23 protein-coding genes and 3 tRNA genes are annotated in these 26,540 nt (G+C 35.5%); 12 read left to right on the forward strand and 14 right to left on the reverse strand.

What is annotated here, in order from left to right; genetic code table 11:
- Positions 1–237: 237 nt before the first annotated feature.
- Positions 238–1,557, reverse strand: coding sequence for a site-specific integrase (locus DMB65_RS10145; RefSeq protein WP_110306535.1), 1,320 nt, complete (start codon positions 1,555–1,557; stop codon positions 238–240).
- 824 nt (positions 1,558–2,381) lie between these two features.
- Here DMB65_RS10145 and DMB65_RS10150 point away from each other — a divergent pair.
- The 6 genes from DMB65_RS10150 to DMB65_RS10175 all read left to right on the forward strand — a co-directional run bounded on the left by DMB65_RS10150 (position 2,382) and on the right by DMB65_RS10175 (position 10,540).
- Positions 2,382–3,143: a phosphatase PAP2 family protein gene (locus DMB65_RS10150; RefSeq protein WP_110306536.1), complete on the forward strand. Its 762-nt coding sequence runs from the start codon at positions 2,382–2,384 to the stop codon at positions 3,141–3,143.
- Positions 3,144–3,211: 68 nt separating this feature from the next.
- Complete coding sequence (locus DMB65_RS10155; RefSeq protein WP_110306537.1) at positions 3,212–3,892, forward strand: response regulator transcription factor; 681 nt, start codon at positions 3,212–3,214, stop codon at positions 3,890–3,892.
- A complete protein-coding gene (locus DMB65_RS10160) occupies positions 3,882–5,147 on the forward strand; it encodes a sensor histidine kinase (protein WP_110306538.1) in 1,266 nt (421 codons plus the stop codon). Before DMB65_RS10155 ends, DMB65_RS10160 begins: the two co-directional genes overlap by 11 nt.
- A gap of 63 nt (positions 5,148–5,210) precedes the next feature.
- The gene (locus DMB65_RS10165; RefSeq protein ID WP_110306539.1) at positions 5,211–7,622 is read left to right on the forward strand and encodes a TonB-dependent receptor domain-containing protein; all 2,412 of its coding nucleotides are present in this window, start codon (positions 5,211–5,213) and stop codon (positions 7,620–7,622) included.
- A 75-nt stretch (positions 7,623–7,697) separates the two neighbouring features.
- Entirely contained in the window at positions 7,698–9,656 is a 1,959-nt protein-coding gene (locus DMB65_RS10170) for an LTA synthase family protein (protein ID WP_110306540.1), read from the forward strand.
- Positions 9,656–10,540 carry a diacylglycerol/lipid kinase family protein gene (locus DMB65_RS10175; protein ID WP_110306541.1) on the forward strand — a complete coding sequence of 295 codons (885 nt, stop codon included), beginning with the start codon at positions 9,656–9,658 and terminating at the stop codon, positions 10,538–10,540. Before DMB65_RS10170 ends, DMB65_RS10175 begins: the two co-directional genes overlap by 1 nt.
- 78 nt (positions 10,541–10,618) lie before the next feature.
- Here DMB65_RS10175 and DMB65_RS10180 read toward each other — a convergent pair whose 3' ends face one another.
- The 5 genes from DMB65_RS10180 to DMB65_RS10200 all read right to left on the reverse strand — a co-directional run bounded on the left by DMB65_RS10180 (position 10,619) and on the right by DMB65_RS10200 (position 13,711).
- On the reverse strand, positions 10,619–11,377 hold the full coding sequence (locus tag DMB65_RS10180) for a phosphatase PAP2 family protein (RefSeq protein WP_110306542.1): 759 nt from the start codon (positions 11,375–11,377) through the stop codon (positions 10,619–10,621).
- A 319-nt stretch (positions 11,378–11,696) separates the two neighbouring features.
- Positions 11,697–13,007 carry a site-specific integrase gene (locus DMB65_RS10185; protein ID WP_110306543.1) on the reverse strand — a complete coding sequence of 437 codons (1,311 nt, stop codon included), beginning with the start codon at positions 13,005–13,007 and terminating at the stop codon, positions 11,697–11,699.
- Between the two features lie 427 nt (positions 13,008–13,434).
- Positions 13,435–13,508, reverse strand: a tRNA-Arg gene (locus DMB65_RS10190).
- 31 nt (positions 13,509–13,539) lie between these two features.
- Positions 13,540–13,614, reverse strand: a tRNA-Pro gene (locus DMB65_RS10195).
- Between the two features lie 13 nt (positions 13,615–13,627).
- Positions 13,628–13,711, reverse strand: a tRNA-Ser gene (locus DMB65_RS10200).
- A 238-nt stretch (positions 13,712–13,949) separates the two neighbouring features.
- On the opposite strand from DMB65_RS10200, the gene DMB65_RS10205 reads away from it, so the two are divergent.
- From DMB65_RS10205 to DMB65_RS10215, 3 genes are all read left to right on the forward strand, one after another.
- Positions 13,950–15,128 (forward strand): acetyl-CoA C-acyltransferase, encoded by a 1,179-nt coding sequence (locus tag DMB65_RS10205; protein ID WP_110306544.1) that lies wholly within the window; start codon positions 13,950–13,952, stop codon positions 15,126–15,128.
- Positions 15,129–15,192: 64 nt separating this feature from the next.
- Positions 15,193–15,954, forward strand: a complete 762-nt coding sequence (locus tag DMB65_RS10210; RefSeq protein ID WP_110306545.1) for a C40 family peptidase — start codon at positions 15,193–15,195, stop codon at positions 15,952–15,954.
- Positions 15,955–15,981: 27 nt separating this feature from the next.
- Positions 15,982–17,043: an SMI1/KNR4 family protein gene (locus DMB65_RS10215; RefSeq protein ID WP_110306546.1), complete on the forward strand. Its 1,062-nt coding sequence runs from the start codon at positions 15,982–15,984 to the stop codon at positions 17,041–17,043.
- Between the two features lie 117 nt (positions 17,044–17,160).
- On the opposite strand, the gene DMB65_RS10220 is transcribed toward DMB65_RS10215, so the two are convergent.
- Positions 17,161–17,868, reverse strand: coding sequence for a class I SAM-dependent methyltransferase (locus tag DMB65_RS10220; RefSeq protein WP_110306547.1), 708 nt, complete (start codon positions 17,866–17,868; stop codon positions 17,161–17,163).
- A 182-nt stretch (positions 17,869–18,050) separates the two neighbouring features.
- Between DMB65_RS10220 and DMB65_RS10225 the strand changes: the two genes are divergently transcribed.
- The 3 genes from DMB65_RS10225 to DMB65_RS10235 all read left to right on the forward strand — a co-directional run bounded on the left by DMB65_RS10225 (position 18,051) and on the right by DMB65_RS10235 (position 21,295).
- Positions 18,051–18,929: a LysR family transcriptional regulator gene (locus tag DMB65_RS10225; protein ID WP_110306548.1), complete on the forward strand. Its 879-nt coding sequence runs from the start codon at positions 18,051–18,053 to the stop codon at positions 18,927–18,929.
- A 146-nt stretch (positions 18,930–19,075) separates the two neighbouring features.
- A complete protein-coding gene (locus DMB65_RS10230; RefSeq protein WP_110306549.1) occupies positions 19,076–20,353 on the forward strand; it encodes a DUF2130 domain-containing protein in 1,278 nt (425 codons plus the stop codon).
- A gap of 372 nt (positions 20,354–20,725) precedes the next feature.
- Complete coding sequence (locus tag DMB65_RS10235; protein ID WP_110306550.1) at positions 20,726–21,295, forward strand: hypothetical protein; 570 nt, start codon at positions 20,726–20,728, stop codon at positions 21,293–21,295.
- A gap of 168 nt (positions 21,296–21,463) precedes the next feature.
- Here DMB65_RS10235 and moaA read toward each other — a convergent pair whose 3' ends face one another.
- From moaA to cobA, 7 genes are all read right to left on the reverse strand, one after another.
- A complete protein-coding gene (gene moaA / locus DMB65_RS10240; protein ID WP_110306551.1) occupies positions 21,464–22,471 on the reverse strand; it encodes a GTP 3',8-cyclase MoaA in 1,008 nt (335 codons plus the stop codon).
- Complete coding sequence (moaCB, locus tag DMB65_RS10245) at positions 22,458–23,372, reverse strand: bifunctional molybdenum cofactor biosynthesis protein MoaC/MoaB (RefSeq protein WP_110306552.1); 915 nt, start codon at positions 23,370–23,372, stop codon at positions 22,458–22,460. Before moaCB ends, moaA begins: the two co-directional genes overlap by 14 nt.
- Positions 23,373–23,383: 11 nt before the next feature.
- Positions 23,384–23,815, reverse strand: a complete 432-nt coding sequence (locus tag DMB65_RS10250) for a molybdenum cofactor biosynthesis protein MoaE (protein ID WP_110306553.1) — start codon at positions 23,813–23,815, stop codon at positions 23,384–23,386.
- 27 nt (positions 23,816–23,842) lie between these two features.
- Positions 23,843–24,196 (reverse strand): lysozyme inhibitor LprI family protein, encoded by a 354-nt coding sequence (locus tag DMB65_RS10255; protein ID WP_110306554.1) that lies wholly within the window; start codon positions 24,194–24,196, stop codon positions 23,843–23,845.
- A 26-nt stretch (positions 24,197–24,222) separates the two neighbouring features.
- Positions 24,223–25,308, reverse strand: a complete 1,086-nt coding sequence (moeB, locus tag DMB65_RS10260) for a HesA/MoeB/ThiF family protein (RefSeq protein WP_110306555.1) — start codon at positions 25,306–25,308, stop codon at positions 24,223–24,225.
- 11 nt (positions 25,309–25,319) lie between these two features.
- Positions 25,320–25,556: a MoaD/ThiS family protein gene (locus tag DMB65_RS10265; protein ID WP_110306556.1), complete on the reverse strand. Its 237-nt coding sequence runs from the start codon at positions 25,554–25,556 to the stop codon at positions 25,320–25,322.
- Positions 25,557–25,745: 189 nt separating this feature from the next.
- Complete coding sequence (cobA, locus tag DMB65_RS10270) at positions 25,746–26,534, reverse strand: uroporphyrinogen-III C-methyltransferase (protein WP_110306557.1); 789 nt, start codon at positions 26,532–26,534, stop codon at positions 25,746–25,748.
- Between the last annotated feature and the right edge of the window lie 6 nt (positions 26,535–26,540).

A 26,540-nucleotide genomic window follows, 5' to 3' on the forward strand; every position in this document is an offset into this window, starting at 1 on the left:
CAAAAACTTACTTTGGTTTTTAAAGATATTTACCAGTTGAATTTTCGTGGCAGAATCGTGGCATACCAATATTGTAAAAATAGAAAACGAGTTATGTTAGCGGATCCAACAGTTAGGTTCGAATCTGCAGCTCTCCGCTGAATTGCCACAATTTATAGTTGACAACATGTGTATCACATTAAAACTGTAGACTAACTTGAGAAAAATCTCTTCATTAGTCTTCCGCTTTTTATTAAATTATTCCTTTTGATTTATTGTAGCAAATTTCCTTTTCATTTCACTTAACTCCTTCTCCATCCTCTCAATTGTTTGTAAAGTTAACTTACCCGACACATCCTCTTTATCTGCCAATCTTTGTTTTAATCCCTTCATTTCCCGACCAATAGAAATCTGTTCTGTTATCGCATACTCTTCGGTTTGACTGACCGACTGGTGGCCCAGCATTTCTTTTACAATGTGTATTGGTACATTATTATTTAGAGTTATGGTACTTCCAAAAGTTCTTCTTGCTTTATGAGTGTTTAAAGCACTATTTATACCACATAAATCAGCAATTTCTTTAAGATATTCATTCATCTTTTGATTTGAGTTCACTGGAAGTACAGAATCTCGTTCAATGCAAGTAGGATGGTTTTTATACCGCTGTAGAATCTCAGCTGCCTTTGGCAGTAGTGGAATATTTATTGGACTTCCTGTTTTTTGCCTCTCTGTTAAAATCCACTGTTCCCCGTCTATTCCTTCTTTTATATCGGAACGTTTAAGATTAAAAACATCAATATAAGCAAGACCGGTGTAACATTGAAAAACAAAAACATCTCTGACTACTCCGAGACGGGCAGTAGAAAACTTATGTTTTTCCAGTAGTGCCAACTCAAAGCCTGCCAATGGTTTTTTCGGAACCTTTATTTTTCTGCATTTAAAACGCTTAAAAGGATCTGTTACAAGAAATTCTTTATCTAACGCAATAAGTACAATTTTCTTAAAGTTAGTAATATACTTAAGAGCAGTATTATTCGCATTGTTCTTTACAGTTTTAAGATAAAACTCATATTCTTTTACAAACTCAAAATTAAGTTCTGTAAACTCCATATCCTGCACACCATATTTGTACAGCATGAAGTCTTTAATATGATTCTTTGATATCTCAAAACGAACATGGGTACCTATTGCATATTCACCTTTTTTTACCAAAGCAAGCATCTGATCATTATGAATCTGAAATTCCTCAAGTACGGTAGTTTTCAGCTTAGTTTTACCTAAAATAAAATTAATCAGCTTTACACTGGTCACAGGTTCCTGCTTTTCCAAAAGCTGGTCAGCAAATTTTCTTATTTTCATTTCCAGAGAGTACAAAAAGAAATTCAATGCTTTAGCATCTTCTTTATTTCCTGCTGCACGTCCTGACTTCTGGTCCCAACGGTTTACATTCCACTTTCGTTTAGTGGAGGTTTCTTTGGGGACGCCATTAACTGTAATTCTAAGATAAATAAATCTTTCATTGGTACTTTTTGCGGAACTCTTCAAAAAGAAGATAATTCCAAAACTGTTTTCTAACATAATTCAACAATTAATAAGTTAATAAAGGTCGAATTATAATATCTCTAAATCAAGTCGTTAACCAGCTTAACATGTCTGACTAACAACGCATTACGTTGTTTTTCGTGGCAACTTTTTTTGAGATTCTAAAATGCCACAAATAATCCACAAAAATTAGGGCAGTTTTGAGCATTTTTGAAAACAAGATGAGGAATAAAAAAACCCGCATCGTAGTAATGATGCGGGTTTTCAACGTTTAAACTGATTTAAAAAATCAGTTTCAGTGATCCCAGAAGTTTTCGAACCCGCGATCTCCTGTAAGAAAAGACACAATTATATCTCGAATTTTAAATATTAATTCTAAGACATAAGTAACTAAAATTCAAGGCTTATGCTCTCTAAGCACCAGTAAATACAAGATGTCTGAGTAATATCTTTCAATTCATACTTCAATTCCCCAACACTCTAACAATCAGAAAATTAATTTAATCGTTTTCAAAACAACTTAAGTTTATAGGGCAAAATCGTGGCAATTTGAAATTCAAATTTTGAAAAGGCTTAAAATTACTGGGGTGTAGACCTGTAGGTTCGAATCTTTTTTGGAATGGATTCATTATCTTTAAAAGACCTAATTTACTTTTATCAATTGTTTATAAATCTATTGCAAAAAACGATTGCAATTGCAAACATTTAAACTGAAAACATCTTCATTACCAAAGTTTTATAAAAACTTTACAGGTTAATTAATTTCATACATTATATTTTTGCATCGAATTAAAAATAATCATACATTTAGTTAAAGACTTAATGATCAATATATCTTTGCAACAAAAAAAAATTATTTGATGAGAAAAATAATTATACTTGTTATTTTACAGTTTTTATCTTACGCTGTTTTAGGTCAAAATACCTCTCCAACGGATTCTATAATAAATGATACTGTTAAAAATATCAGGTTTAATTACAAACAACTTATCATTCCAGGAGTTTTGATAGGATATGGTTTTTGGGGAGCCGAAAGCGGGCAGATTAAAAGTTTTAACTTTCAAATACGTGATGAATTTACAGAGGATATTGATCAAAAGGTTACAATAGATGATTTTTCAAGATATGTTCCTGCTGTTTCTGTTTATGCACTTAATTCGTTTGGGGTCAAGGGAAAAAATAATATGCGGGACCGATCTGTAATTCTGGCGACTTCAACAATTTTAACTGTAGGATCTGTTTTCGCTTTAAAGTCAGTTACTAATGTAGAACGCCCCGATGGATCTTCCAATAATTCATTTCCTTCCGGTCATACCGCTATCGCTTTTGCAGGCGCTGAATTTTTATATCAGGAATATAAAGACAAATCTATATGGTACGGCGTGGCAGGGTATGCGGTGGCTACGGGTACTGGAATATTTCGAATGTACAACAACAGGCACTGGCTTACAGATGTAGCTGCAGGTGCAGGAATTGGAATTCTGAGTACCAAAATTGCTTACTGGATGAATCCCTATATTTCAAGAAAATTATTTCATAAGGAACAAAATAAATCGACATCTTTTATAGCCCCGTCATACGATGGAAAGAATTTTACAATCTGCTATTTTAAAACATTTTAGGCTGATTTAATTTCAATAAAGAGTCCTTTTATTCAGATTTTCTTCAGAATTCATTTGTAAATTGCAGCATGAAAATTTTGATTATTGAAGATGAGCGCGAAATTGCGCAGAGCATCAAAGACTACTTTAAAACAAACGGCATTCAATGTGAGACGGCCGAAAACTATGATTTGGCACTCACTAAAATAGACAGTTATGATTACGACTGCATCTTATTGGATCTTATGCTGCCAGATGGTGATGGATTTGATATCTTAAAAGAGTTAAAAGCTAAAAATAAAACCGAAGGGGTAATTATTATTTCAGCAAAAGAAAACCTTGAAACGCGTCTGGAGGGATTTAATCTTGGTGCCGATGATTACCTGACCAAACCTTTTCATCTTGCTGAACTTTTAGTCCGCATGCAGGCACTAATACGCCGTAAAAATTTTAAGGGAAGCAATAGTATAATATTTAATGAAATTGTAGTCGAAATTTTCTCCAAAACAGTTGCTGTAAATGATATAAAACTAGATCTCACCAAAAAAGAATTAGATTTACTTTTGTTTTTAATTGGCAACGAAAATAAAGTATTATCAAAATCTGCTATTGCAGAACATCTTTCCGGTGATATGGCTGATATGCTGGACAATCATGATTTTATATATGCCCATATTAAAAATCTTAAAAAGAAACTAACTCACGCCGGCAGTGGAGATTATATAAAAACCGTGTACGGCTTAGGATACAAATGGGAAAATGAGCAATAAAAAACTACTTCTTAAAACCACCAACAGTTTTCTTATTTACGCTGTTATTATACTTTTAATAGCGGCGCCGGTATTTTATTACATCTGCCAGTGGCTGTATATTTATGAAACAGATGAAGTGCTGCTTTTTCATAAAGGGGCTTTTGTAAATGAAAGCCATAGCAATTATCAGGCAAGTGATATTGCGGCATGGAACAAATACAATCATAATGTTACTATTGTGCCCGATATGGGCGTAACCAAAGATTCTATCGTTGGTGAGATGATTTTTGAAGCCATTGCCAATGAAAAAGAGCCTTTTCGCATACTGTATGCCCCGGTAGAAATAAACGGGAAAAAATACACTTATATAGAAAAGCGTAATTTGGTAGAAATGGAAGGAATGGTGATCAGCGTTGCTTTCATGTTTCTTTTTATCATCATTATCCTGCTTATCGGTATTATATGGATATCCAAAAAATCGGCGGCAAAAATCTGGAAACCTTTTTACAATACACTGAGCCAGATCGAGGAGTTTGAAATTGACAAAAATAGTCCGCCTCAATTTATTGCAACAGATATCGATGAATTTGACCGGCTTAATAAAAGTCTGGAACGGTTAATCGAAAAAAACACTGTTATTTATAAAAGCCAAAGAGAATTTGTAGAAAATGCAGCCCATGAGCTCCAGACCCCATTGGCTTTATTTCAGACTAAAATTGACACGCTCCAGCAATTGGACTTAACCCGCGAACAATCTGAATTGGTGGGATCTCTCAACAAAGACGTTTCAAGACTCAGCAGACTCAATAAAAACCTGCTGTTACTCTCTAAAATTGATAATGAAATTTATCTGGAACAGGAAGCCATTATTTTAAATGAATATATTGATAAAAATCTTGATTTCTTTATTGAACAGGCACAAGCCAAAAATGTAAAAATCAATACGCATTTTAAAAATATTCTAAGAACTAAAGGAAATACTGCCCTGACAGAAGTGCTGCTTAATAATTTATTCCTGAATGCCATTCGCCACAATATAAAAAATGGCGTCATTGATATTATAACAGAAAATAATTCGCTAAAATTTGTCAATACGGGTCAGCAAACGCCACTCGGAGCGCAGAGCATCTTCAACCGTTTTTCAAAAGTAAATCCGTCATCACAGGGAAATGGCCTGGGACTGGCTATTATCAAAAAAATCTGCGAAATTAACAAGTGGGAAATCCGTTATTCTTTTAATGATAATCTACATACTTTTGAGGTGATTTTTTAGAAAATTCAAACTTCCTACAGAATCACCTATGAGCTTTGTACTATTCTTTTTTAAATAGTACAAATGAAATCAAAAACACTACTGCTCTTCTCTTTTCTGCTGATAGCCGTAATGCAATTATCTGCCCAGAAAAAAACAGTAATTCTTTCGGGAATTATTACCGACAGCAAATCCAAAGTTGCGATACCTTACGCCAACGTTGTTTTAAAATCTTCAAAAGATCCTAAAATTTTCTTCGGGACTGTTAGCACCGAAGACGGGCGCTTTACTGTAACAGGAGTCAATTCAGGAAATTATACGCTGGAGTTAACTTCAATTGGTTTTAAAACAAAATCTCAACCTGTATTTGTTGGAAGCCTTTCTGATTATCTGGATCTTGGAGCTATCGAAATGGAAGAAGACATCAACACTTTATCTGAGGTCATTGTGAGTTCATACACGCAAAAAAATCCTGTAACAATGGATAAAAAAGTGTTTGCAGTCGCTGATAATATTACGCAAAGCGGAGGCTCAGTTTTGCAGTCGATGCAGAGCCTCCCGGGGGTTACTGTACAGAATGGAAAAGTGCAGTTAAGGGGAAATGATAAAGTAACCATTTTAATTGATGGCAAACAAACCGCGCTCACAGGATTTGGAAACCAGTCTGGGCTGGATAATATTCCGGCTTCTGCCATCGAAAAAATTGAAATTATCAATAATCCATCTTCTAAATATGATGCAAACGGAAATGCCGGAATCATCAATATCATCTATAAAAAAAATAAGCAGGATGGCCTCAATGGTAAAATTGGAATCAGTTCGGGTTATGGCGCGTTGTGGGAGCGTAAGGCAAATCTTTCTACGATCAGGGATCAATATCACATGACGCCAAAAATCAATCCGAGCCTGTCTTTAAATTACAGAAAAAATAAAGTAAACACTTATTTACAAGCCGATTATCTGTATACTGAAACCCTAAACAAAAATGAGTTTGTAACCAGAACCTATGATGATGGAACGATAATCAACCAACAAACCAAACGAAATCGTGACACACATTTTACGACTATTAAAACCGGAATCGACTGGAATTATAACGACCAGAATACTTTTTCATTTTCCGGATTATTTGGAAGCGAAAAAATTATCGATCACGGAGATGAGCCTTTTTTTAACCAAGATTATTCTCAGCGTTTGCGCTTATGGCAATTTTTAGAAGATGAGCTTAAAACAACCGTCATGGCAAGCGCTTCTTACCAGCATAAATTTAGACAAGCTGGGCGAAAATTAAATGCGGGAATTAATTACACGTACCATCAGGAAGATGAAAAATATTTCTTTGATAATATTCTGCCAGCTTCTACAGGAAAAGATGCTTTTAAGTTACTGTCAGATGAAAAAGTAATCGATCTGAATTTAGATTATATCCAGCCTTTAAAATACGGTCGTTTTGAAACGGGCCTAAAATTTAGAAACCGCCAAATTCCAACCAATATGCAGTTTTTTCCCGGCGAAAACTCCCCTATCGATGCCAATGCCGGAGGATGGGCCACCTATAAAGAAATCATACCTGCTGTTTATGGGAGCTATATTTATGAAACAGAAAGAATTGAAGCAGAGCTCGGACTGCGTTATGAATATGTACAGCTAAAGTATGAGGTCAATCCTGACCACCCTGTCTATAAAAGTGACGGTTACAATTATACAGAACCTTTTCCGAGTGTTAAGCTTGCCTACAAGATAGATGATCAAAATAAACTTACCGCTTTTTACAACCGCCGCGTTGACAGGCCCAACGAAGTGGATATTCGTATTTTTCCAAAATACGATGATGCTGAAATTATTAAGGTAGGAAATCCTGCCCTTCGTCCCCAGTACACAAGTGCCTTTGAAGCTGGATATAAAAATGATTTTAAAAAAGGCTATTTTTTAGGTTCACTTTATTACAGGGTGGTAAACGGCACCATTACCCGAATTGCAACAACGGTTCCTGGCAGCCCAATCATTTATAATGTATTCCAAAATGCCATGGAAAGTTCTTCTTTTGGCATTGAGCTTGTCTTCGCCAAAGAGCTCACTTCCTGGTATACATTTAATCTGAATGCAAATTTATATAAAAATACCATTGACGCTTTTACGGTAACCAATTTATATCCCGTTCCGTCAACCTATAACGCAAGTCTGCAGGAAGTAACTTCGGGAAATGTAAAATGGAACAATACTTTTCAATTTAATAAAACTCTTACCGGACAGGTTTCAATGGTTTACCTGGCACCCGATATTATTCCACAAGGAAAAATTGATTCACGCTTTTCTACAGATCTCGGTGTAAAAAAGATGGTGCAGAAAGGAAGAGGCGAAGTATTTTTAAATGCCGCAGACATCTTCAATACGCTGGTCATCAAAAAAGAAATTCAGGGTGAGGGTTTTCGCTACACCAGCAGGGATTATTATGAGACACAGGTAGTTCGCTTTGGCTACAGCTATAAATTCTGATTTCCCAATAAAAACCAAAATTCAAAATAAATTCAGAATTGGGTTATAAAATTTGCCTTTTAATAGTATAAAAACATGAATAAATTATCCTCAAAATACGGCAGGTATTCACTGCTGTTTCATTTCATTATCTGGTTTTTAATGCTTTCTCAGTTGCTGAGAATTTCCTTTTTCATATGGCAATATGATGAAGTTTCGTGGAATTTGATTGCTCTTTTAAGAACATTCCTGACAGGTTTGTTTTTTGATTTTGGCACTGTTACTTTCATTTCACTCTGCAGCATATTTTATTATAGCCTAATGCCTAATAAATGGATTGGCTCTATTTTAGATAAAGTCCTTGTTTATTTTTTTACCTCATTAACGGTATTTATTCTTGTCTTTACTTTTTTTGCCGAATTGACATTTTGGGACGAATTTAAAACCAGATTTAATTTTATAGCCGTTGATTATCTTATCTATACACATGAAGTTGTAGCCAATATCAAACAGTCTTATCCGCTTCCTTTGCTAATTGGCGGCGTTTTATTGTTAAGTGCCGCATTTTTGTTTCTTTTTCATCAACGAAAAGCCTTTACAACGACTTTTACTTCAAAAGCAACTTTAAAAACCAGACTTTCGGTTTTGTCTTCAGCTATAATTGTCGCTCTGTTTTTTAGCTTCTTTATTACCAATAATCAGGCGGAATGGTCTTCCAACCGCTATAATTCTGAAATTTCAAAATCAGGAATTTATTCCTTTTTTGCTGCTTTTAGGAATAACCAGATGAAATATGTGGACTTCTATACTTCAATCGATAATGACAAAGCTTTTGGTATTATAAGAAAAAAACTGGCAGCTGATAATGCGGTTTATGCCAAAAATGATTATTCTATTCACAGAAAAATAACAGACAGTATAGCTTCTCCTAAAAATAAAAATGTTGTCTTTATTTTGGTCGAAAGCCTTAGCGGAAGTTTCCTTAAAGAATTTGGAAACAAAGAAAATATAACTCCCTTTCTGGACAGTCTTGCCCAAAAAAGCATCTTTTTTGAAGATTTATATGCCACCGGAACCAGAACCGTAAGAGGTATGGAAGCCGTTACTTTATGTATTCCGCCAACGCCGGGGCAAAGTATTGTGAAAAGACCTCATAATCAAAATCTTTATACGGTTTCTAATGTTTTTAAATCCAGAAATTACGATTGTAATTTTTTCTATGGCGGAGACGGTTACTTTGATAATATGAACGCCTATTTTGGAGGCAACGGATTTACTATTTACGATCGCGGACGCGGAAGTGTTTTGAGCGACGAAATCAAAACCGTGCGTCATAATATTAATGATAATGAAGTAACTTTTGAGAATGCATGGGGAATTTGTGATCAGGACATTTTCAATAAAATGCTAAAAGTGGCCGATTCGCAATCCAAAGCCGGAAAGCCATTTTTCAATTTTGTAATGACAACATCCAATCACAGGCCTTTTACTTATCCCTCGGGAAAGATTGATATCCCATCGGGAACAAGCCGCGAGGGAGCTGTAAAATACACCGATTTTGCCTTGAAAGAACTATTCAAAAAAGCCAAAACAAAGCCCTGGTTCAAGAATACTGTCTTTGTAATCATTGCAGACCATTGCGCCAGCAGCGCCGGAAAGGACGAAATAGATGTTGCCAATTACCATATTCCAGCCTTCATTGTGAATTTACCTGAAAATCAGAATCAAAAAATAGCCAAACAGTGTTCGCAAATCGACCTATGGCCTACTCTTTTTTCTTTGTTTCAATGGAACTATGAATCTGATTTTTTCGGGAAAAATGTTTTGGATGCCAATTTTGAACAAAGGGCATTAATGGGAACGTATCGCAAACTGGTTTTGATGAAAAAAGATAAAGTAATGATTTTATCAGACCAGAAAAAGCAGGCCTTTTACTCATGGAACAAAAAAGATAATAGTCTTAAAGCTCTTACTATCGACGAGTCATTTTTAGAAGAAACAATTTCGTGGTACCAGACTGCCGATTTTCTTTTTACAAATAAACTTTTAAAATAATGATTTACATTCATTTTATAATCAATCCTATATCCGGGAGTGGACAACACAACCTATCTACTTCCTATCTTTTGAATCAATTTTCTAAAGACGAATATAAAATTCAAGTTGATTATACCAACCAAAAAAAGCATGCTATAGCACTCACAAAAGCTGCCATTTTACAAAATCCCGATTATATAATTGCTTGCGGTGGAGACGGAACCATCAACGAAGTAGCTTCCTGCCTTGTGGGAACCTCAATAAAATTAGGGATTATTCCTGTAGGCTCGGGAAACGGGCTGGCCTCTAACCTAAATATTCCCAGAAATTTTGACAAAGCGATTGCTATTATAAAAAAAGGAAATTCAACAGCGATCGATGTTGGGCAATTGAATCACAAATACTTTTTCAGCAATATGGGCATCGGTATTGATGCCATGATTATAAAAAAATATGAGAGATCAGGAAAAAGAACACTTCCCGCTTATGTCAAGGCTGCTTTGTCATCGAGTTTAGAATTCAAACCGCAAAAAACCATTGTGCATTTTAACGATCATATTCTGGAAACAAATCCTTTGATGTTATTCATATCTAACTCAAACGAAATGGGTTATAATATGAGCCTGACTCCAAAAGCAAGTCTTCAAGACGGATTACTGGATATGATTATTATACCGAAATTATCTTTTTTAGAAAAAATTATGCTGGGTTATCATGTACTTCGAAATTCAATTGAAAAATTTGAAAAGGCAAAACACTGTTTCTTAAAAGATATTCAAATCGAAATGCCGTCTAAAATCTTCATTGATGCCCAAATTGACGGAGAACAGTATAATTTAAAAACAAATAAAATAAAAGTAAGCATACTTCCGAAGGCTTTACAGGTTCTAGTAGATTTATAAATAACATTAATTCCATAGATAGACTTACTTACATCTGTCTATGGAATTAATTTTGTGATCCCTAAATTATATACTGCTTTAAAATTGCCTTACGAAACTGCATCCTAATTCTTTTCCGTTATAAAAAGGCATAATCATCGATGTGGTTTTATTTTCTTTTGAGGATTTAAATACCTTATTCTGCAGATAAGGATACATCCAATACGCAGCTTTTGTGCTTAATATCCCTATACCTGCGCCCGCCACTACATCTGTAAGCCAGTGCCTGTCATTATACATTCTAAAAAGTCCCGTTCCTGTAGCTACTGCGTATCCTGCAATTCCGTACCAAATGGATTGGTTCTTGTATTCCTGATACATAAATTCGGCTCCCGCAAAAGCAGTGGCCGTGTGCCCTGATGGAAATGAGTTATTGGAAGATCCGTCCGGTCTTTCAACTTTAGTAATATTTTTCAGGGCAAATACCGAAGCGCTCATCATCAAATAAGAACTGGCCAAAATAATAGAGCGGTCTTTTAGGTTATTTTTCCCTTTTACGCCAAAAGCATTAAGTGCATAAACAGAAGCTGCAGGTGCCCACTGAGAAAAATCATCAATTGAAACTTTATGATCAATATCCTCATTTACTTCTTCCTTAATTTCTGAATTATAACTCTTAAGCTGATCACTTTCCAAACCAATAAATCCATATCCCAAAAGAACTCCGGGAATGATTAATTGTTTGTAGTTGAATTTTAAATTGGGCAGGGTATTTTGTACAGCGATTGTATCACTTATTGTGTTTTGTGCACAAATCGAAGTCATACCAAAAAGGAATAAGAGGAAGGTTTTTAACATTTTAAAAAAGATTAGAAATTACTAATTACGCCTGTTGAATAGAAAATAAACGTAGTTTTTCCTCATAGAAACAGATTAAATTAAGGTGATAGGTTTTTATCTCAAAGATTAATTATAAGACAAAGTTGAAGATGAAATCTGAAGAAATTCTGTATTTGCGGTGTTTAGAATTTTTTTAACAAAAATATAATCGATTACTCCAAGCTATAGATTCTACAAATGTCAAATGGTACAACTAAACTGTATTTTCACCAAAAAAAAGTACCAAGCAAAGAGACATGTCGCTTCACTGGTACCCCTATCTTGTTACAAATTCATTCTATTTCAGCAAACTAAGCTTCTTTCTCATTTGATTTAACTCCTTCTCCATTCTTTCAATTGTTTGCAAAGTTAATTTATCGGTAACATCTTCCTTATCTGCCAGTCTTTGTTTTAGTCCCATCATCTCACGCCCGATAGCAATCTGCTCAGTTATAGCATACTCCTCTGTCTGACTTACTGACTGGTGGCCCAGCATTTCTTTTACAATGTGTATTGGCACATTATTATTTAACGTTACTGTGCTTCCAAAAGTCCTTCTGGCCTTATGAGTATTTAAAGCACTTGTAATACCGCATAAGTCAGCTATTTCTTTAAGATATTCGTTCATTTTCTGATTTGAACTCACTGGAAGTACTGAATTTCTTTCGATGCAGATAGGATGATTTTTATATCGTTCTAGAATTTCAGCTGCCTTTGGCAGTAGTGGAATATTAATTGGACTTCCCGTCTTTTGCCTTTCTGTTAAAATCCATTGTTCCCCGTCAATACCTTCTTTGATATCCGATTGTTTCAAATTGAATACATCAATATAGGCTAGACCAGTATAACACTGAAAGACAAAAACATCTCTTACTACTCCAAGACGGGCAGTAGAAAATTTATGTTTCTCTAAAAGCGATAATTCAATACCTGTCAGCGGCTTTTTCTGCACTCTTGTCTTTTTACCTTTAAAACGCTTAAAAGGATCAGAAGTTAACAGTTCTTTATCCATTGCTGTTAGAACAATTTTCTTAAAATTGGTAATGTATTTAAGCGCCGTATTATTAGCGTTGTTTTTTACTGTCTTGAGATAAAACTCATAATCTTTTACAAACTCAAAGTTAAGTTCATTAAACTCCATATCCTCCACTCCGTATTTATACATCATAAAATCTCTAATATGTTTTTTTGATATTTCAAAACGTTCATGTGTGCCAATAGCGTATTCACCCTTTTTCACTAAAGCCAACATCTGATCATTATGAAGCTGAAATTCCTGAAGAACCGTAGTTTTCAGTCTGGTTTTACCTAAAATAAAATTGATCAGCTTTACGCTATTCAGAGATTCCTGTTTTTCTAAAAGATAATCTGCATGTTTTCTGACTTTAATTTCTAATGAGTACAAAAAGAAATTTAACGCTTTAGCATCTTCTTTGTTTCCTATTGCACGTCCGGTTTTCTGTTCCCAGCGGTTTACATTCCATTTTCGTTTGGTGGAGGTTTCTTTAGGTACACCATTAACAGTAATCCTGATATAAATATATCTTTCACTTGTGCTTTTTGCGGAACTCTTCAAAAAGAAGATAATTCCAAAACTGTTTTCTAACATAATTCAACAATTAATAAGTTAATAAAGGTCGAATTATAATATCTCTAAATCAAGTCGTTAACCAGCTTAACATGTCTGAATAACAATACATTACGCTGTTTTTCGTGGCAACTTTTTTTGAGACTCTAAAATGCCACAAATAATCCACAAAAATTAGGGCAGTTTTGAGCATTTTTGAAAACAAGATGAGGAATAAAAAAACCCGCATCGTAGTAATGATGCGGGTTTTCAACGTTTAAACTGATTTAAAAAATCAGTTTCAGTGATCCCAGAAGGATTGCAACTATAGCCGCAAACCCGCGTCATTTCTAAACTTCAATAATTTCAAAAACCGTTTGCCACGGTTTTGCCACATTTTTTTCAGCAATTTTGAAAACAAATAAAATAAACAAAAAAAGCCACTCAAATTGATGAGTGGCTTTCTACGTGAACGCAGAAGGATTCGAACCTTCGACCGCCTGCTTAGAAGGCAGGTGCTCTATCCAGCTGAGCTATGCGTCCATTTTTTTAAAAACTTATGTAAAAGTTTTAGTCGGGGTGGCAGGATTCGAACCTGCGGCCTCCTGCTCCCAAAGCAGGCGCGATAACCGGGCTACGCTACACCCCGAGGCAAATTAAAGCGGAGAGACAGGGACTCGAACCCTGGCGACGGTTACCCGTCGACAGATTAGCAATCTGCTCCATTACCGCTCTGGCACCTCTCCAAGCTCAAGGAACGTGTCCTGTTTTGCGGTGGCAAATGTATAACAACATTCGATATCTCACAACTATTTTTGCGCTTTTTTTAATCTTTTTTTAATCTTTTTTTTAAAACACTTCACAATCAAACATATAGAATTAACAAAAAAAACACCTTGAATATAAAATTCAACGAATTGATTCAAAATTTGAATTTGTATAAATAAAGATTAAATTTGCTAGAATAACTAATATATCAGGACAATGAACAAAAGAGTTGTTATCGTTTCTGCCGCTAGAACACCTATCGGAAGTTTCATGGGAGGATTATCTACTATACCCGCTCCAAAATTAGGGGCAACAGCCATAAAAGGAGCATTACAAAAGATCAACCTTGACCCTAAGTTGGTTGATGAAGTATTCATGGGCAACGTAATTCAGGCAGGCGTTGGACAGGCACCTGCACGTCAGGCAGCTCTTTTTGCAGGAATTCCGGAAAACGTTTCCTGTACAACCGTTAACAAAGTTTGTGCTTCGGGAATGAAGGCTGTCATGTTTGCTGCCCAGGCGATTAGTTGTGGCGATGCAGAAATCGTTGTGGCGGGCGGAATGGAAAACATGAGCCTGATTCCGCATTACATACAAATGCGTACCGGAAATAAATTTGGCTCTGCTACTCTGCTCGACGGAATGCAGAAAGACGGTTTAACAGATGCTTACGATAACAGCGCAATGGGAGTCTGCGCTGATTTATGCGCTTCAGAATATAAAATTACACGTGAAGAACAGGACCAATACGCTATTCAGTCTTACGAAAGAAGTGCAACAGCCTGGGATACCGGAAAATTTGATAATGAAATAGTATCGGTAGAAGTACCTCAAAGACGCGGAGAACCAATTCTCTTTTCAAAAGACGAAGAATATACCAACGTAAAACTGGACAAAATACCTTCCTTAAATCCTGCTTTTTCAAATGACGGAACTGTTACAGCAGCCAATGCTTCTACTATTAATGACGGAGCAGCGGCCCTGATTTTAATGTCTGAAGAAAAAGCAAATACATTAGGTCTAAAACCTCTGGCATACATAAAAGGCTACGCAGATGCCGCACAAGAACCTAAATGGTTCACAACAAGTCCGGCTAAAGCATTACCAAAAGCCTTGGAAAAAGCCGGGATTTCGATCTCAGATGTTGATTATTTTGAGTTCAACGAAGCATTCTCTGTCGTTGGTTTAGCCAATTCAAAAATCTTAAATTTAGATAACAATAAAGTAAACGTAAATGGTGGTGCTGTTTCTCTAGGACATCCCCTTGGAGCTTCCGGAGCCCGTATTATAGTTACTCTGATGAATGTTTTAGAACAGAACAATGCCAAAACCGGAGCCGCAGCAATTTGCAACGGAGGCGGAGGGGCATCTGCTATTGTTATCGAAAGAGCTTAAATAAATTCAATTAGAAGCTGTTCTATTTAGCAGCTTCTAATTTTTAACTTATAAATTTTCCTAAATGTTTGGAATTTGCAATCTTGCCATAGTACCCGTAAGGGCTGAAGCCAGCGACAGAAGCGAAATCGTTACACAGCTATTGTTTGGCGAGCATATCGAAATATTAGAACGTCAAAATCAATGGGCGAGAATAAGGATTCAGTTCGATGACTATGAAGGCTGGGTCGATTCAAAACAATTTCAGATAATTTCTGAAACTCAATTCAATCAGTTAAGTCAGGAAGCCATTATTTTAAACGCAGACCTTATTGATTATATCACGGCTCCTGATAATTTACTGCTTCCAATTCCACTTGGTGCTTCGCTGTCTTTTTTGAATAACAGCGAAATCAATATTTCTAATTTTGATTTTGAAGGAACGAAGACCAGTGGTATTAAACCCAAAAGCGCGTTAATCAATACGGCCTTCATGTATTTAAATGCACCTTATTTGTGGGGTGGGAAAACGCCTTTCGGAATCGACTGCTCAGGTTTTACCCAAATGGTTTACAAATTAAACGGTTATAAAATTCATCGAGATGCGTCGCAGCAGGCTCTTGATGGAGAACCTTTAAGTTTTATTGAAGAAAGCGAACCTGGCGATTTGGCTTTTTTTGATAATGAAGAGGGAAATATCATCCATGTCGGCATCATAATGGAGAACAATTATATCATTCACGCCAGTGGAAAAGTCCGTATTGACCGCTTAGACCATTTAGGAATCTACAATCCCGAATTAAAAAAACATACTCACAATTTAAGGGTAATAAAAAAGATTATTTAGTTTCGTGTATCAACTCCCAAAAGTACAATGGCAAAAATTGAAATATCCAAAACAGGACTTCTAATTAATAGTGTAACTATCGTATTTCCAATTGACATAAAAGTTTTACACCAAGCTTTAGGAGATTACAGATACACCAAAAAGCAATACAATCATATTTATACCTGGGACGATTTCGGTATTATGGCTTTTTCTAAAGAAGGAAATCTGGCAGAAAGCCTTGCTGTTGAACTGGAACTAATAAAGTACGATTATTGTCCAAAAAGTATCTTTACCGGATCATTTCTTTTTGAGGGACATGAATTATTTGCATATTACGAAAACAACAAAAAGCAACTTACAAAACTTTTTAAAGGAGACCGAAGCGGTGCTTTTATCCTTAACGGAATCAGTCTCTGGTTTGGCAAAGAAGCGGACAAAATCACAAGTTTAAGTATTTCTCCTTACAAAGAACAAGAAAAAACTAAAAAAGCCACAGTACCTGTAGATACTGAATTCAAAATATTCGAACCTTTATGGCAGGAATGGATTTCAGAAATCAATAAAATTGTTTCCACAGATAATGACTACTACAATCTTGCAGAAGGAATTTCAGAAGAAGACATAAAAAACCATACTGCTCCCGATAGCAAAATAACGATTCCTCCTGCTCTGCTAAATTTTTACAAAGTCAAAAATGTCGATTACGATGCTGTAACTTCAGCTTTTCAGATTTTAATAAACAACTGGTCTTACGAACTCATTCCGTTTCAGGATATTAAACAAGAGTGGGAGTTGATACAAGATTTACAATTTGATGAAGATGACTTACCCGAACAACAAGAAATAGATTTCGAAAAACTCCAGAGTAATAACTACGCCAATCCAAAATGGATTCCGTTTGCAACTGGCAGAAACGGAGACTATTTGCTCTATGATACTGACCCGGCTCCAAAAGGAAAATTTGGTCAGATTATTGAACTTCAAAACGAATCATGGGAACGAAATATTGTGGCTGATTCATTAGATGAATTGATTCAAAACGAAATCAACAACTTAAAAGCTGGTAAAACCGAACATTTCGATTTTATAATCGGAAAAAAGAATTAAAAGAGGCATCCTGAACCCGTTCATTAATTAATTTAGCGCTTTTTGGTATTCTACTGCCCGTTTTCTTAATAAATTATACCTGCAAAGTTTGAAAAACCCTGCAGGTTATTTTGAACCTTATTTGATCCCTCCAAAAGCCCCGAAACACATATTTTTATGTAAAATTTCAACTTTTGAGAAACCCGCTTTTTTCATCAAATCCAACTGGTAATTCATTGATCTTGGTGAATCTTCCTTTTCTATGTAATCTAAAACTTTTTGTCGGTATGCTGCCCCGCCAATTCCTTCTAAATAATCTCCATAGATTTTCCACATATATTCATTTAATAGTTCTGTGTCCTGCGTTATCAAATCCGAAATCATCAAACAACCACCTGGTTTCAATAAATTAAACAATTTTGTAAAAGTAGTTTCCCAGTCTTCATCATCTCTCAAATGATGCAAAACTGCGCCTGCCAAAATAATATCAAAATGGTTTTCAGGTAAATTTACATCCCGAATATCACCCTGCTTTACTTCTACCCTGCCATTAGTTACTGCAGAAACCCTTTCAAAAGCCTTATCCAGCATTGGCAAACTCAAATCGACCAGAGTACAGTTTAAATGAGGCAATTTTGACAACATCTTCAACGTATAATTTCCGGCACCACAGCCAATATCCAAAATAGCTGCAGCATTCGGAACAATCCTTTTCGATGCCTCTGTGATTAATTCTAGAGAAATGGTAGCATCGATTGTTGCGACCTGTCCTGTTTCTAAATTCGAGAATCGTTCGACATCATTGTCAAAACGTTCTCTGATTTCTTCAATTGTTGATTTTTTCATAACATTTGTTTTTTACTCTCAGAGATCTAGACGATTATGGAGATGATTTCTAATCGTACCTAACAGAAATAAAATCTGCCAAATCAACTAAATCTGCGAGAGAATATTTTTATCAAAACTAAAACTTCAATATATACTTTAAAAATACTATTTTTATCAATTATCAATACTTTAAAGGTATCATGGAATTACGTCATTTAAAATATTTTCTGGCTGTAGCCGAAGAACTCAATTTTACCAAAGCTTCAGAAAAACTGTTTATTTCACAGCCACCATTGAGCCGTCAGATAATAGAACTGGAAGAAGAACTTGGAGCTCGTTTATTTATCAGAAACAACAAAAAAGTAGAGCTGACCGAAGCGGGAAAATATTTTGAAAAAGAAATAAAAGAACTTTTTCAGATGTTAGAAACCATTACTGTCAAAACAAAAAAGATTGCCGAAAACGTCTCTGGTGAATTTAGAATTGCTTATATCAGTTCGATTTATTCGAGTGTAATTTCAGAATTGATTCAGTTTCTAAAAGAACATTTTCCGTATGTGAATTTCAAATTATTCGAAATCTCCACCACCAAACAAATTGAAGCTTTAGAAAAAGGAAAAATCGACTTGGGAATCATTCGGTCGCCAATAAAATCACCCAAAATAAAATCGCAGCTATGGTTTAAGGATGGCTTTTCAGTTGTTTTTAATAAAAATTTCACCAACATTCGTTCCGAGAAAGAGATTCCGAATCTTGAAAACGCAACTTTTGTTTTCTTCAACAAAGATTACGCACCACATTATCACGAAGTTTTATTGGAACTGTGTGCATTTTATGGCTTTAGACCAAAGATTGTTCACGAATCCAATAACATCAATTCGATTGTGCAACTGGTAAAAAACGGATTAGGAATTTCAATTGTCCCGTCGAATATTGCCCGAAATAATCAGGATCCTGAACTGGGGTTTATCGAATTAAAAAAGATCAGTCTGTCTACCGATGTTTCTTTGATTACTTCAAAAGAAGATACTTCTGAAATTACACCGTTTGCTGTGGCGTTTTTATTGAAAAAAAGATAACTCCATAAAATCCTTTTAATCGGTGGCATAAGTATTCACGGCTATAACAAAAAATCGTTATAATTTAGTGCCAAAATCCACATTATAAAAAGAGAACTTTTAAATATCTTAGCAAATTATAATGCTACTTTAATAAATCAATAAAAATGGCTGAGCAATCTTCAATTCAGTGCCCAAACTGCGGAACACCTATCGATGTAAATGATGTTTTAAAACACCAGTTGGAAGACAGCATCCGTAAAGAATTTCAGCAAAAAGCTACTATTCAAAACCGTGAACTAGAACTTAAAAACGAACAATTCGAAAAAGCCAAAGCCGAATTTGAAGCAAAAAAGAAACACGAAAACGAACTTTTTGCCGAGCGTCTTGAACGCGAAAAAAAGGTAGCCGAAAAAGAAATTGGAGAAAAACTGAAAACCAAACTCGAAGAAGAAAACAAAGACCGTTTGTTATTAATGGAAAAAGAACTTTCTGAAAAGTCGGATAAAATTCGTGAACTGAATAAAATGCAGGGTGAAATTGCCAAATTACAGCGCGAAAAACTGGAAATGAAAGAAGCAATCGAAGCCGAAGCGCAAAAACAACTCAACGCCACTCTGGTTCTCGAAAGAGATAAAATCCGTAAACAGGAAGAAGAAAAAAACGAACTAAAAATAAAAGAATACCAAAAACAATCAGACGACCAAAAGAAGCTGATTGAAGAAATGAAACGCAAGCAGGAACAAGGTTCTATGCAATTACAGGGCGAAGTAATGGAACTGGCAATTGAAGAATGGCTGGCCAATAATTTTCCGTTAGACAGCATTGATGAAGTTAAAAAAGGAGCAAATGGCGCCGATTGCCTTCAGATTGTAAATACCCGTGAATTGCAAAACTGCGGTTCAATTTATTACGAAAGCAAACGTACCAAAGCGTTTCAACCCGCCTGGATTGAGAAATTCAAGAACGATATTCGAACCAAAAAAGCCAATATCGGAGTTTTAGTAACTGAGGTAATGCCCGCCGGGATGGAACGACTGGGCATGCGCGACGGCATCTGGATTTGTACCTACGAAGAATTTAAAGGCTTAAGCGCTGTTTTGCGTCAGTCCTTAATTCAGGTAAGCCAGGCAGTTCAGGCACAGGAGAACAAAGGCGATAAAATGTCAATGTTATATGATTTTTTAACCAGCAATGAATTCCGCCTGCAGATTGAAGGTATTGTCGAAGGTTTCACGCAAATGCAAAACGATCTGGATGCCGAAAAAAGAGCCATGCAGCGAATCTGGAAACAACGCGAAAAACAAATCGAAAAAGTAGTTCATAACACATTGGGAATGTACGGTTCTATTCGCGGAATTGCCGGAAATGCCGTGCAGACAGTTAGGGCTTTAGAACTCGATTTTATCCAAGATGACAATAAAGATCCTAAAGAACTAGAATAATTTTCGGTATACATATCAGGAGCTTATTCCAGCTGTACACTATATCTTTTATGGTTCCGTCCCAAAAACGGAACCATAAAAGGATGCCGTTCCCATCTGGGCTAGGGCATCCGTTTCTAAAAGACGTTTAGAAAATCTCAGAATCGTGATTTACAAAGTGATTTACCTCATTTTTCATGTAGAATTGTTAAGGAATTTAGATTTCGATTTCCAATCAAAATTACAAACAATTCTTTTTCAATAACTTATTCATTTTTATTTCCCAAAAACTTAACATTGGAAAGCTTGATTTATAATTATCTTTACCTTAACAAACAGATAACAATTTAGTTACATTGTAAAGATAATTCTCATCTAAATGCACCTATAACTATGGAAAACAAGACCGAAGAAACAACTCCTGAGAAAACTGATTCTCTAAAAACAGAAAATATTCAGCCGGCAACACAAAATGAAAACACTCCGGAAATAAAAAAGCCGGTGCGCAGTACTCCGGCTAAACCTGCTGGAACGGGAACAGCAAAACCAGCTACGGAAAAAGCTACCACTACTGCAAAACCAACAGCAGTAAAAAAAGTTCCTGCAAAAAATACAGTATCCACAACGGTACAAACAGAAGAAATAGCTGCAGAACCTGCTGTTAGTGAATCAATTCAAACTACAAACGAAGTTGCTGTTACAGAAACTTCAGAAGACAAATCCAATAAAAAGAAGAAAAAAGTGAAAGACAAAGAAAAAGACAAAGCGAAAAAGAAATTAGCTAAGAAAAAAGAGGAAGCAAAAAAAGACAAAAAGAAAGAAAAGGCTAAAAAAGCAAAACTAAAAGCTGCAGCTAAGAAAAAAGAAAAAGCAAAAAAAGAAAAAGATAAAGCGAAAGCTAAAAAAATAGCAAAAAAGAAAGCGAAGTCTAAAAAGAAGGCAAAAGCGAAAAAGAAAAAATAACATGAAAAAAGGTTTAACTTGAGTAAAGTTGAACCTTTTTTTGTTCTCTTTTTTGTCATTCTGACAGAGCAGAAATCACAAAAGTAATTCCTAAAAGTGATGAGCCAATTTTTGTCGATTTGCTAAACACTGTCCTAAAAGTTCGAAATAAAAAGATTACACAAACGTTTACCCCCCAATCGCAATCATACTCCGATTATCAAAATGCAGGTTTGGATCATCCATTTCAGCAATCGTTACCATTCCTGACCTTACTTTTTTCTTACTTTTGACAGACACCGAAATCAATTCAGTTATTGACTCACCGTTTCTAAAAGCCGTCAGTAAATCGGTTTCGGAGTTCGAGAAAAGGCAGTTTTTAATTTTTCCATTTGCCGTAAGGCGAATTCGGTTACAGCCATCACAAAACGGATTCGTAATCGAACTTATGATTCCGAAATCGCCCTGAAAACCTTTAATTTTATAGGTTCTGGCGGTGAAATTTTTCTCATCTTCCAGTTTCTGAATTTCATCCAAAGAAAAATTTCCTTCAATTTTTGATAAAATTTCCTCTTGTGAAACCATTTTGCTTCTGTCCCATTCATTTCCGGCAAAAGGCATAAACTCAATAAAACGAACCGAAATGGGCAAAGATTCGGTTAAATTGACAAAATCTGCAATTTCGTTATCATTAAAACCTTTCATCAAAACCATATTTATTTTTACCTGAAAATGATGATTTAAAAGTAAATGCAGATTATCAATTACTTTTTCAAACTGATTTCGGAGTGTTACAGAATGAAATTTTGACGCAACCAGCGTATCCAGACTCAGATTGATTTTTTTGATACCGGCCAGTTTTAAAACGGTAATATGACGGTCAATTAAAATTCCGTTGGTCGTGATCGAAAGCGAAACGTCTAGGGTTGCTAACTTCGAAACAATTTCGGAAAAATCTTTACGCAGTAAAGGCTCTCCTCCGGTTAACCTAATTTTATCAACACCATTTTCTGTGAAGGTTTGGGCGATAGCAAAAATCTCATCAGCTGTCATTAAACTGGCTTTTGGAGACAATGAGATGCCATCAGCAGGCATGCAATATGTACAACGCAGATTGCATTTCTCTAACAACGAAATACGCAAATAATTGTGTTTTCGCCCAAAATCATCCGTCAAAATGGTTTTAGAGGCTGTCATGATTTTTACCTTTTAAAATATGAAAAACGTGCAATAAATGCGGGAAAACTGCATCCATAGATTCCCTTGCACCGTTTGTTGAACCCGGCAAAGCCAAAACTACACTTTTTCCTAAAGTTCCTGCAACTGTTCTGGACAACATTGCATAAGGCATTCTCTGCTGACCGTAATCACGGATCGCTTCTTCGATTCCCGGAATTCTGCTTTCTAGTAATGGAGTTAGTGCTTCAGGTGTCACATCTCTGGGGGACAATCCGGTTCCTCCGGTAAAAATTACAAGCTGATTCTCTTTGACAAAGTTTTTTGTCCTTTCCTGAATAATATCCACCTCATCCGGAATAATTTCGTAATGTGCTGTTTCGACTCCGTATGAGTTTAGTTTTTCAACAATAATTTTACCGGATCGGTCTTCCTTGTCTCCTGCAAAAATCGAATCAGAACACACAAAAACTGCAGCTTTGATTGTATTGGGGAATTTATTTTTAAAAGACGATTTTCCACCTTCCTTATTGATTAATTTAATGGTCGAAATCTCTATTTCTGTATCAATTGGTTTCAGCATATCGTACATGGTAAGTGCTACAATTGATGCACCGTGCATTGCTTCAACCTCTACTCCGGTTTTATAAACAGTTTTTACTTTAAAAATAATCTGAATCTCTAATCCCACTATTTTATATTCTACCGAAGTAAATTCAATTGGCAAAGGATGGCAATCCGGAATAGACAAATGCGTGTTTTTTACGGCAAACAATCCGGCAGTTTTTGCCATTTCGAACACATTTCCTTTCGGAACAAGATTATTCACCACTGCATCAACTGTTTCCTGTTGGCTTACTTTGACAATTGCTGTGGCTGTTGCAACTCTTAATGTACTTATTTTATGCGTAATATCTACCATTGATAATTTTGTTAACTATTCTGTTTCCAGGTGAAGGTATCGTTCTCAAACATTTCCTTGCCAAAAATAGGCACATCGGTTTTAATCCAGTTTACAATAGCTTCTGTGGCCTCGTAAACTTGTTTCCTGCGTGTTGCCGATACAAATACGAACAAACAGATTTCGCCCGCTTTTACAACTCCTAAACTGTGATAAATATGCATACAGGTCAGGTCGAATTTAGCAAATGCTTTTTCCCGGATTGTGTGCAAAGCTTCGTTCGCCATATCCGTATAAGCAGAATAGTCAATCGCAACAACCGTATTGTCATGGATCACATCGGCACGAACCTGGCCCAGAAAGATATTGTGTGCCCCAATTGTATGTTTGGATTGATGTTTGGCAATTGACTCCGCAATAAACCCGGGAGAAATTGGTCCTTCTACAAATACATTTTTACTCATTTTTTTTGAACTTTTTTTATTGTCAAATCAAAAACCTTCAATTAATTCCTTTAATTCTTCAGTTCTACTTATAGTTGATTGTGTCAAACAATCAATGTTCATTTTATTGGCAATCACACCACCTTCATCCTCAGCATAACTCTTAAATTTACAATTAGAATCCCTAAATTTAATCCAATCTTTTTGAGAATTTGTTAAAGCAATTTGATCAGTTTTACTCAATTTCTTTTTAAGTTTATTATAAACAATATTTAATTCCTTGTCTGCTTTTTCATATTCTCTATAAAGTGCTGTTTCTCCCGTAAAATCTTTTCGTGTTTGCGAAAAAGATAATTGAATACTACAAAAAACTAAAAATAAAGCTGAAATTCTTTTTATCATTGTTTTATTTTAGATTGGTTAATGACTTAAATTTTTAATAAAATCTTTTCTTCTTTTAAAAATTTCTTCAATTTGAGAACTCCTCCAACAACACTTTTCACACCTCTAAATTCTTTTTTCCGAAGCAATTCAACAGCTATTTTACTTCTGATTCCCGATTGGCAGAAAACATAAATCGTTTGATCTGACTTCAGTTTTTGTATTTCATTTTCCAGATTCATTAACGGAATCTGAAGGCTGTTTTTAAAAGCTATTTTTGGAAGTTCATCTTCATTACGAACATCTAAAAACAAGACTTCTTGATTATCTATTTGACCTAAAGCTGCTTCGGCTGAAATCTCTTCGACAGTATTTCCTTTCTGAGAATATTTTTCTTCAAAAGTATTTCTGTCCATTACAAAAGAATCATTTTTTTCAAAATCATATTTCTGCTGTTCATTATTCAGAACATTATAAACCAATATTTTTCCGCTCAAAACTTCTCCCATTTCCAAAATCATTTTTATGACTTCATTGGCCTGCAGCATTCCAATAATTCCAACAGAGATTCCGATAACTCCCGCATCCGTACAATTTACAGACGAACTGTTTTCATCAGGATACAAACATCTGTAGGTTGGACCATTTTGATAATTAAAAACCGAAACCTGTCCCTGAAACCTGAAAATTGATCCGTAAACCATTGGTTTATTCGTAATCAGACAGGCATCATTTATGAGGTACTTTATCTTCAGATTGTCTGTTGCATCTACAATAATATCATGGTTTTCAAATAAATAAACTGCATTCGCCCCTGAAAGTTTTTCAGCAATAGCATTTATTTTTACATCGGGATTTAATTCTTCAGCCATTGCTTTGGCTTCGTCAACTTTAAATTGCCCAATCGATGAACTTTTATAGATCACCTGGCGTTGCAAATTTGAAACTTCAACTACATCATCATCCACTATCCCGATTTCGCCAACTCCCGCAGCTGCCAAGTACGGCAATATCGCAGCACCTAAACCTCCTGCACCAATAATTAAAACTTTTGATTTTAATAATTTGTACTGGCCTTTTTCTCCTATTTCCGTCAGCATTATTTGACGGTTGTAACGGGTATATGCATTCATAAAATTGTAATTTATCCTCCGGAAAAAGGAGGCAGTAAAGCGACAATATCGTTGGATTTCAAAGCATAATCGGTTGTTTTTGAAACTATTTTCTGATTGACTGCAACGCTAAATGAAAGTGATTCAAACTTGTATTTTTCTTCTAAGTCCTGCAATAAATCCTGCAAAGATATATTCGAAGAAGTAACATTCTCGAATGAACATTTTGTTTTTTCGGCGATAGCTCCAAAATACTTAACCTCAATCATTATTATAAATTTTAAAACGAATTTAATGTAAAAAACTAAATACCACTATGAATCGATCCTACAGCTCTCTCTTAATTTAGTCCCGGTGGGGTACTTTGTTTTGTGGCAACGGATTTATTCTGTTGTACCGATTTTGAAATAAATACTAAGTTCTGTAGGAACGATTCGTATATACTTCCTGACTCTTTGCTATAAATTTAAATTCTGAAATATAAACTCATCTTCCAAATGTTCCTGAAAATAAGAAGTCAGTCTTGACGTGTTTTTTACCACTTCGCCGATGACGATAATTGCAGGAGATGAAATATTTTTTTCGGCAACTAATTCAGTAATTGAGCTAATGTTTCCAACCACTTTTTGCTCTGAATCTTTAGTTCCGTTTTGAATAATGGCAATCGGCAGGTCGTCTGTGCGATTGGTTTTATAAATAGCAACGATTTCGTTTAATTTATGCATGCCCATCAAGATGACCACAGTAGCTGCCGATTTTGAAGCCAATTGCACATCCTTTGATAACTCATGACTGGAGGTGGTTCCTGTAATGACCCAGAAACTTTCAGCTACCTTGCGCTGTGTCAAGCTAATACCTACAGATGCGGGAACCCCTAATGCAGATGAAATTCCGGGAACAACGGCCGTTTCTAAACCAAATTTTTCTGAATATTCTATTTCTTCACTTCCACGCCCAAAAATAAACGGATCTCCGCCTTTTAAACGTACCACATGGCCGTAACGGTTTGCCATCGAAACAATCAATTCGTTAATCTGGTCCTGCGTATAGGCATGACATCCTAAACGCTTGCCTACAAAAATAATCTCTGCTTTGGCGGCATACTGCAGTAATTCTTCATTAACTAAAGCATCATATAAAACTACGTCGGCATTTTCTAACGTTTTAACAGCTTTCAGCGTAATCAATTCTACATCTCCCGGGCCTGCGCCTACTACTGTTAACTTTGGTATTATTACGTTTTTCATACTCTA

This window comes from Flavobacterium cheongpyeongense (assembly GCF_003202435.1).
Lineage (GTDB): Bacteria > Bacteroidota > Bacteroidia > Flavobacteriales > Flavobacteriaceae > Flavobacterium > Flavobacterium cheongpyeongense.

Bases quoted from the DNA above. Each gene is read 5' to 3' on its own strand.
- DMB65_RS10150 (WP_110306536.1), top strand. From the start codon at position 2,382: ATGAGAAAAATAATTATACTTGTTATTTTACAGTTTTTATCTTACGCT.
- DMB65_RS10220 (WP_110306547.1), bottom strand. From the start codon at position 17,868: ATGAAAAAATCAACAATTGAAGAAATCAGAGAACGTTTTGACAATGAT.
- moeB (WP_110306555.1), bottom strand. From the start codon at position 25,308: ATGAATGCATATACCCGTTACAACCGTCAAATAATGCTGACGGAAATA.
- DMB65_RS10235 (WP_110306550.1), top strand. From the start codon at position 20,726: ATGGAAAACAAGACCGAAGAAACAACTCCTGAGAAAACTGATTCTCTA.
- DMB65_RS10165 (WP_110306539.1), top strand. From the start codon at position 5,211: ATGAAATCAAAAACACTACTGCTCTTCTCTTTTCTGCTGATAGCCGTA.
- DMB65_RS10155 (WP_110306537.1), top strand. From the start codon at position 3,212: ATGAAAATTTTGATTATTGAAGATGAGCGCGAAATTGCGCAGAGCATC.
- DMB65_RS10225 (WP_110306548.1), top strand. From the start codon at position 18,051: ATGGAATTACGTCATTTAAAATATTTTCTGGCTGTAGCCGAAGAACTC.
- DMB65_RS10175 (WP_110306541.1), top strand. From the start codon at position 9,656: ATGATTTACATTCATTTTATAATCAATCCTATATCCGGGAGTGGACAA.
- moaA (WP_110306551.1), bottom strand. From the start codon at position 22,471: ATGACAGCCTCTAAAACCATTTTGACGGATGATTTTGGGCGAAAACAC.
- DMB65_RS10160 (WP_110306538.1), top strand. From the start codon at position 3,882: ATGAGCAATAAAAAACTACTTCTTAAAACCACCAACAGTTTTCTTATT.
- DMB65_RS10145 (WP_110306535.1), bottom strand. From the start codon at position 1,557: ATGTTAGAAAACAGTTTTGGAATTATCTTCTTTTTGAAGAGTTCCGCA.
- DMB65_RS10265 (WP_110306556.1), bottom strand. From the start codon at position 25,556: ATGATTGAGGTTAAGTATTTTGGAGCTATCGCCGAAAAAACAAAATGT.
- DMB65_RS10250 (WP_110306553.1), bottom strand. From the start codon at position 23,815: ATGAGTAAAAATGTATTTGTAGAAGGACCAATTTCTCCCGGGTTTATT.
- DMB65_RS10205 (WP_110306544.1), top strand. From the start codon at position 13,950: ATGAACAAAAGAGTTGTTATCGTTTCTGCCGCTAGAACACCTATCGGA.
- moaCB (WP_110306552.1), bottom strand. From the start codon at position 23,372: ATGGTAGATATTACGCATAAAATAAGTACATTAAGAGTTGCAACAGCC.
- DMB65_RS10185 (WP_110306543.1), bottom strand. From the start codon at position 13,007: ATGTTAGAAAACAGTTTTGGAATTATCTTCTTTTTGAAGAGTTCCGCA.
- cobA (WP_110306557.1), bottom strand. From the start codon at position 26,534: ATGAAAAACGTAATAATACCAAAGTTAACAGTAGTAGGCGCAGGCCCG.
- DMB65_RS10170 (WP_110306540.1), top strand. From the start codon at position 7,698: ATGAATAAATTATCCTCAAAATACGGCAGGTATTCACTGCTGTTTCAT.
- DMB65_RS10255 (WP_110306554.1), bottom strand. From the start codon at position 24,196: ATGATAAAAAGAATTTCAGCTTTATTTTTAGTTTTTTGTAGTATTCAA.
- DMB65_RS10230 (WP_110306549.1), top strand. From the start codon at position 19,076: ATGGCTGAGCAATCTTCAATTCAGTGCCCAAACTGCGGAACACCTATC.
- DMB65_RS10215 (WP_110306546.1), top strand. From the start codon at position 15,982: ATGGCAAAAATTGAAATATCCAAAACAGGACTTCTAATTAATAGTGTA.
- DMB65_RS10180 (WP_110306542.1), bottom strand. From the start codon at position 11,377: ATGTTAAAAACCTTCCTCTTATTCCTTTTTGGTATGACTTCGATTTGT.
- DMB65_RS10210 (WP_110306545.1), top strand. From the start codon at position 15,193: ATGTTTGGAATTTGCAATCTTGCCATAGTACCCGTAAGGGCTGAAGCC.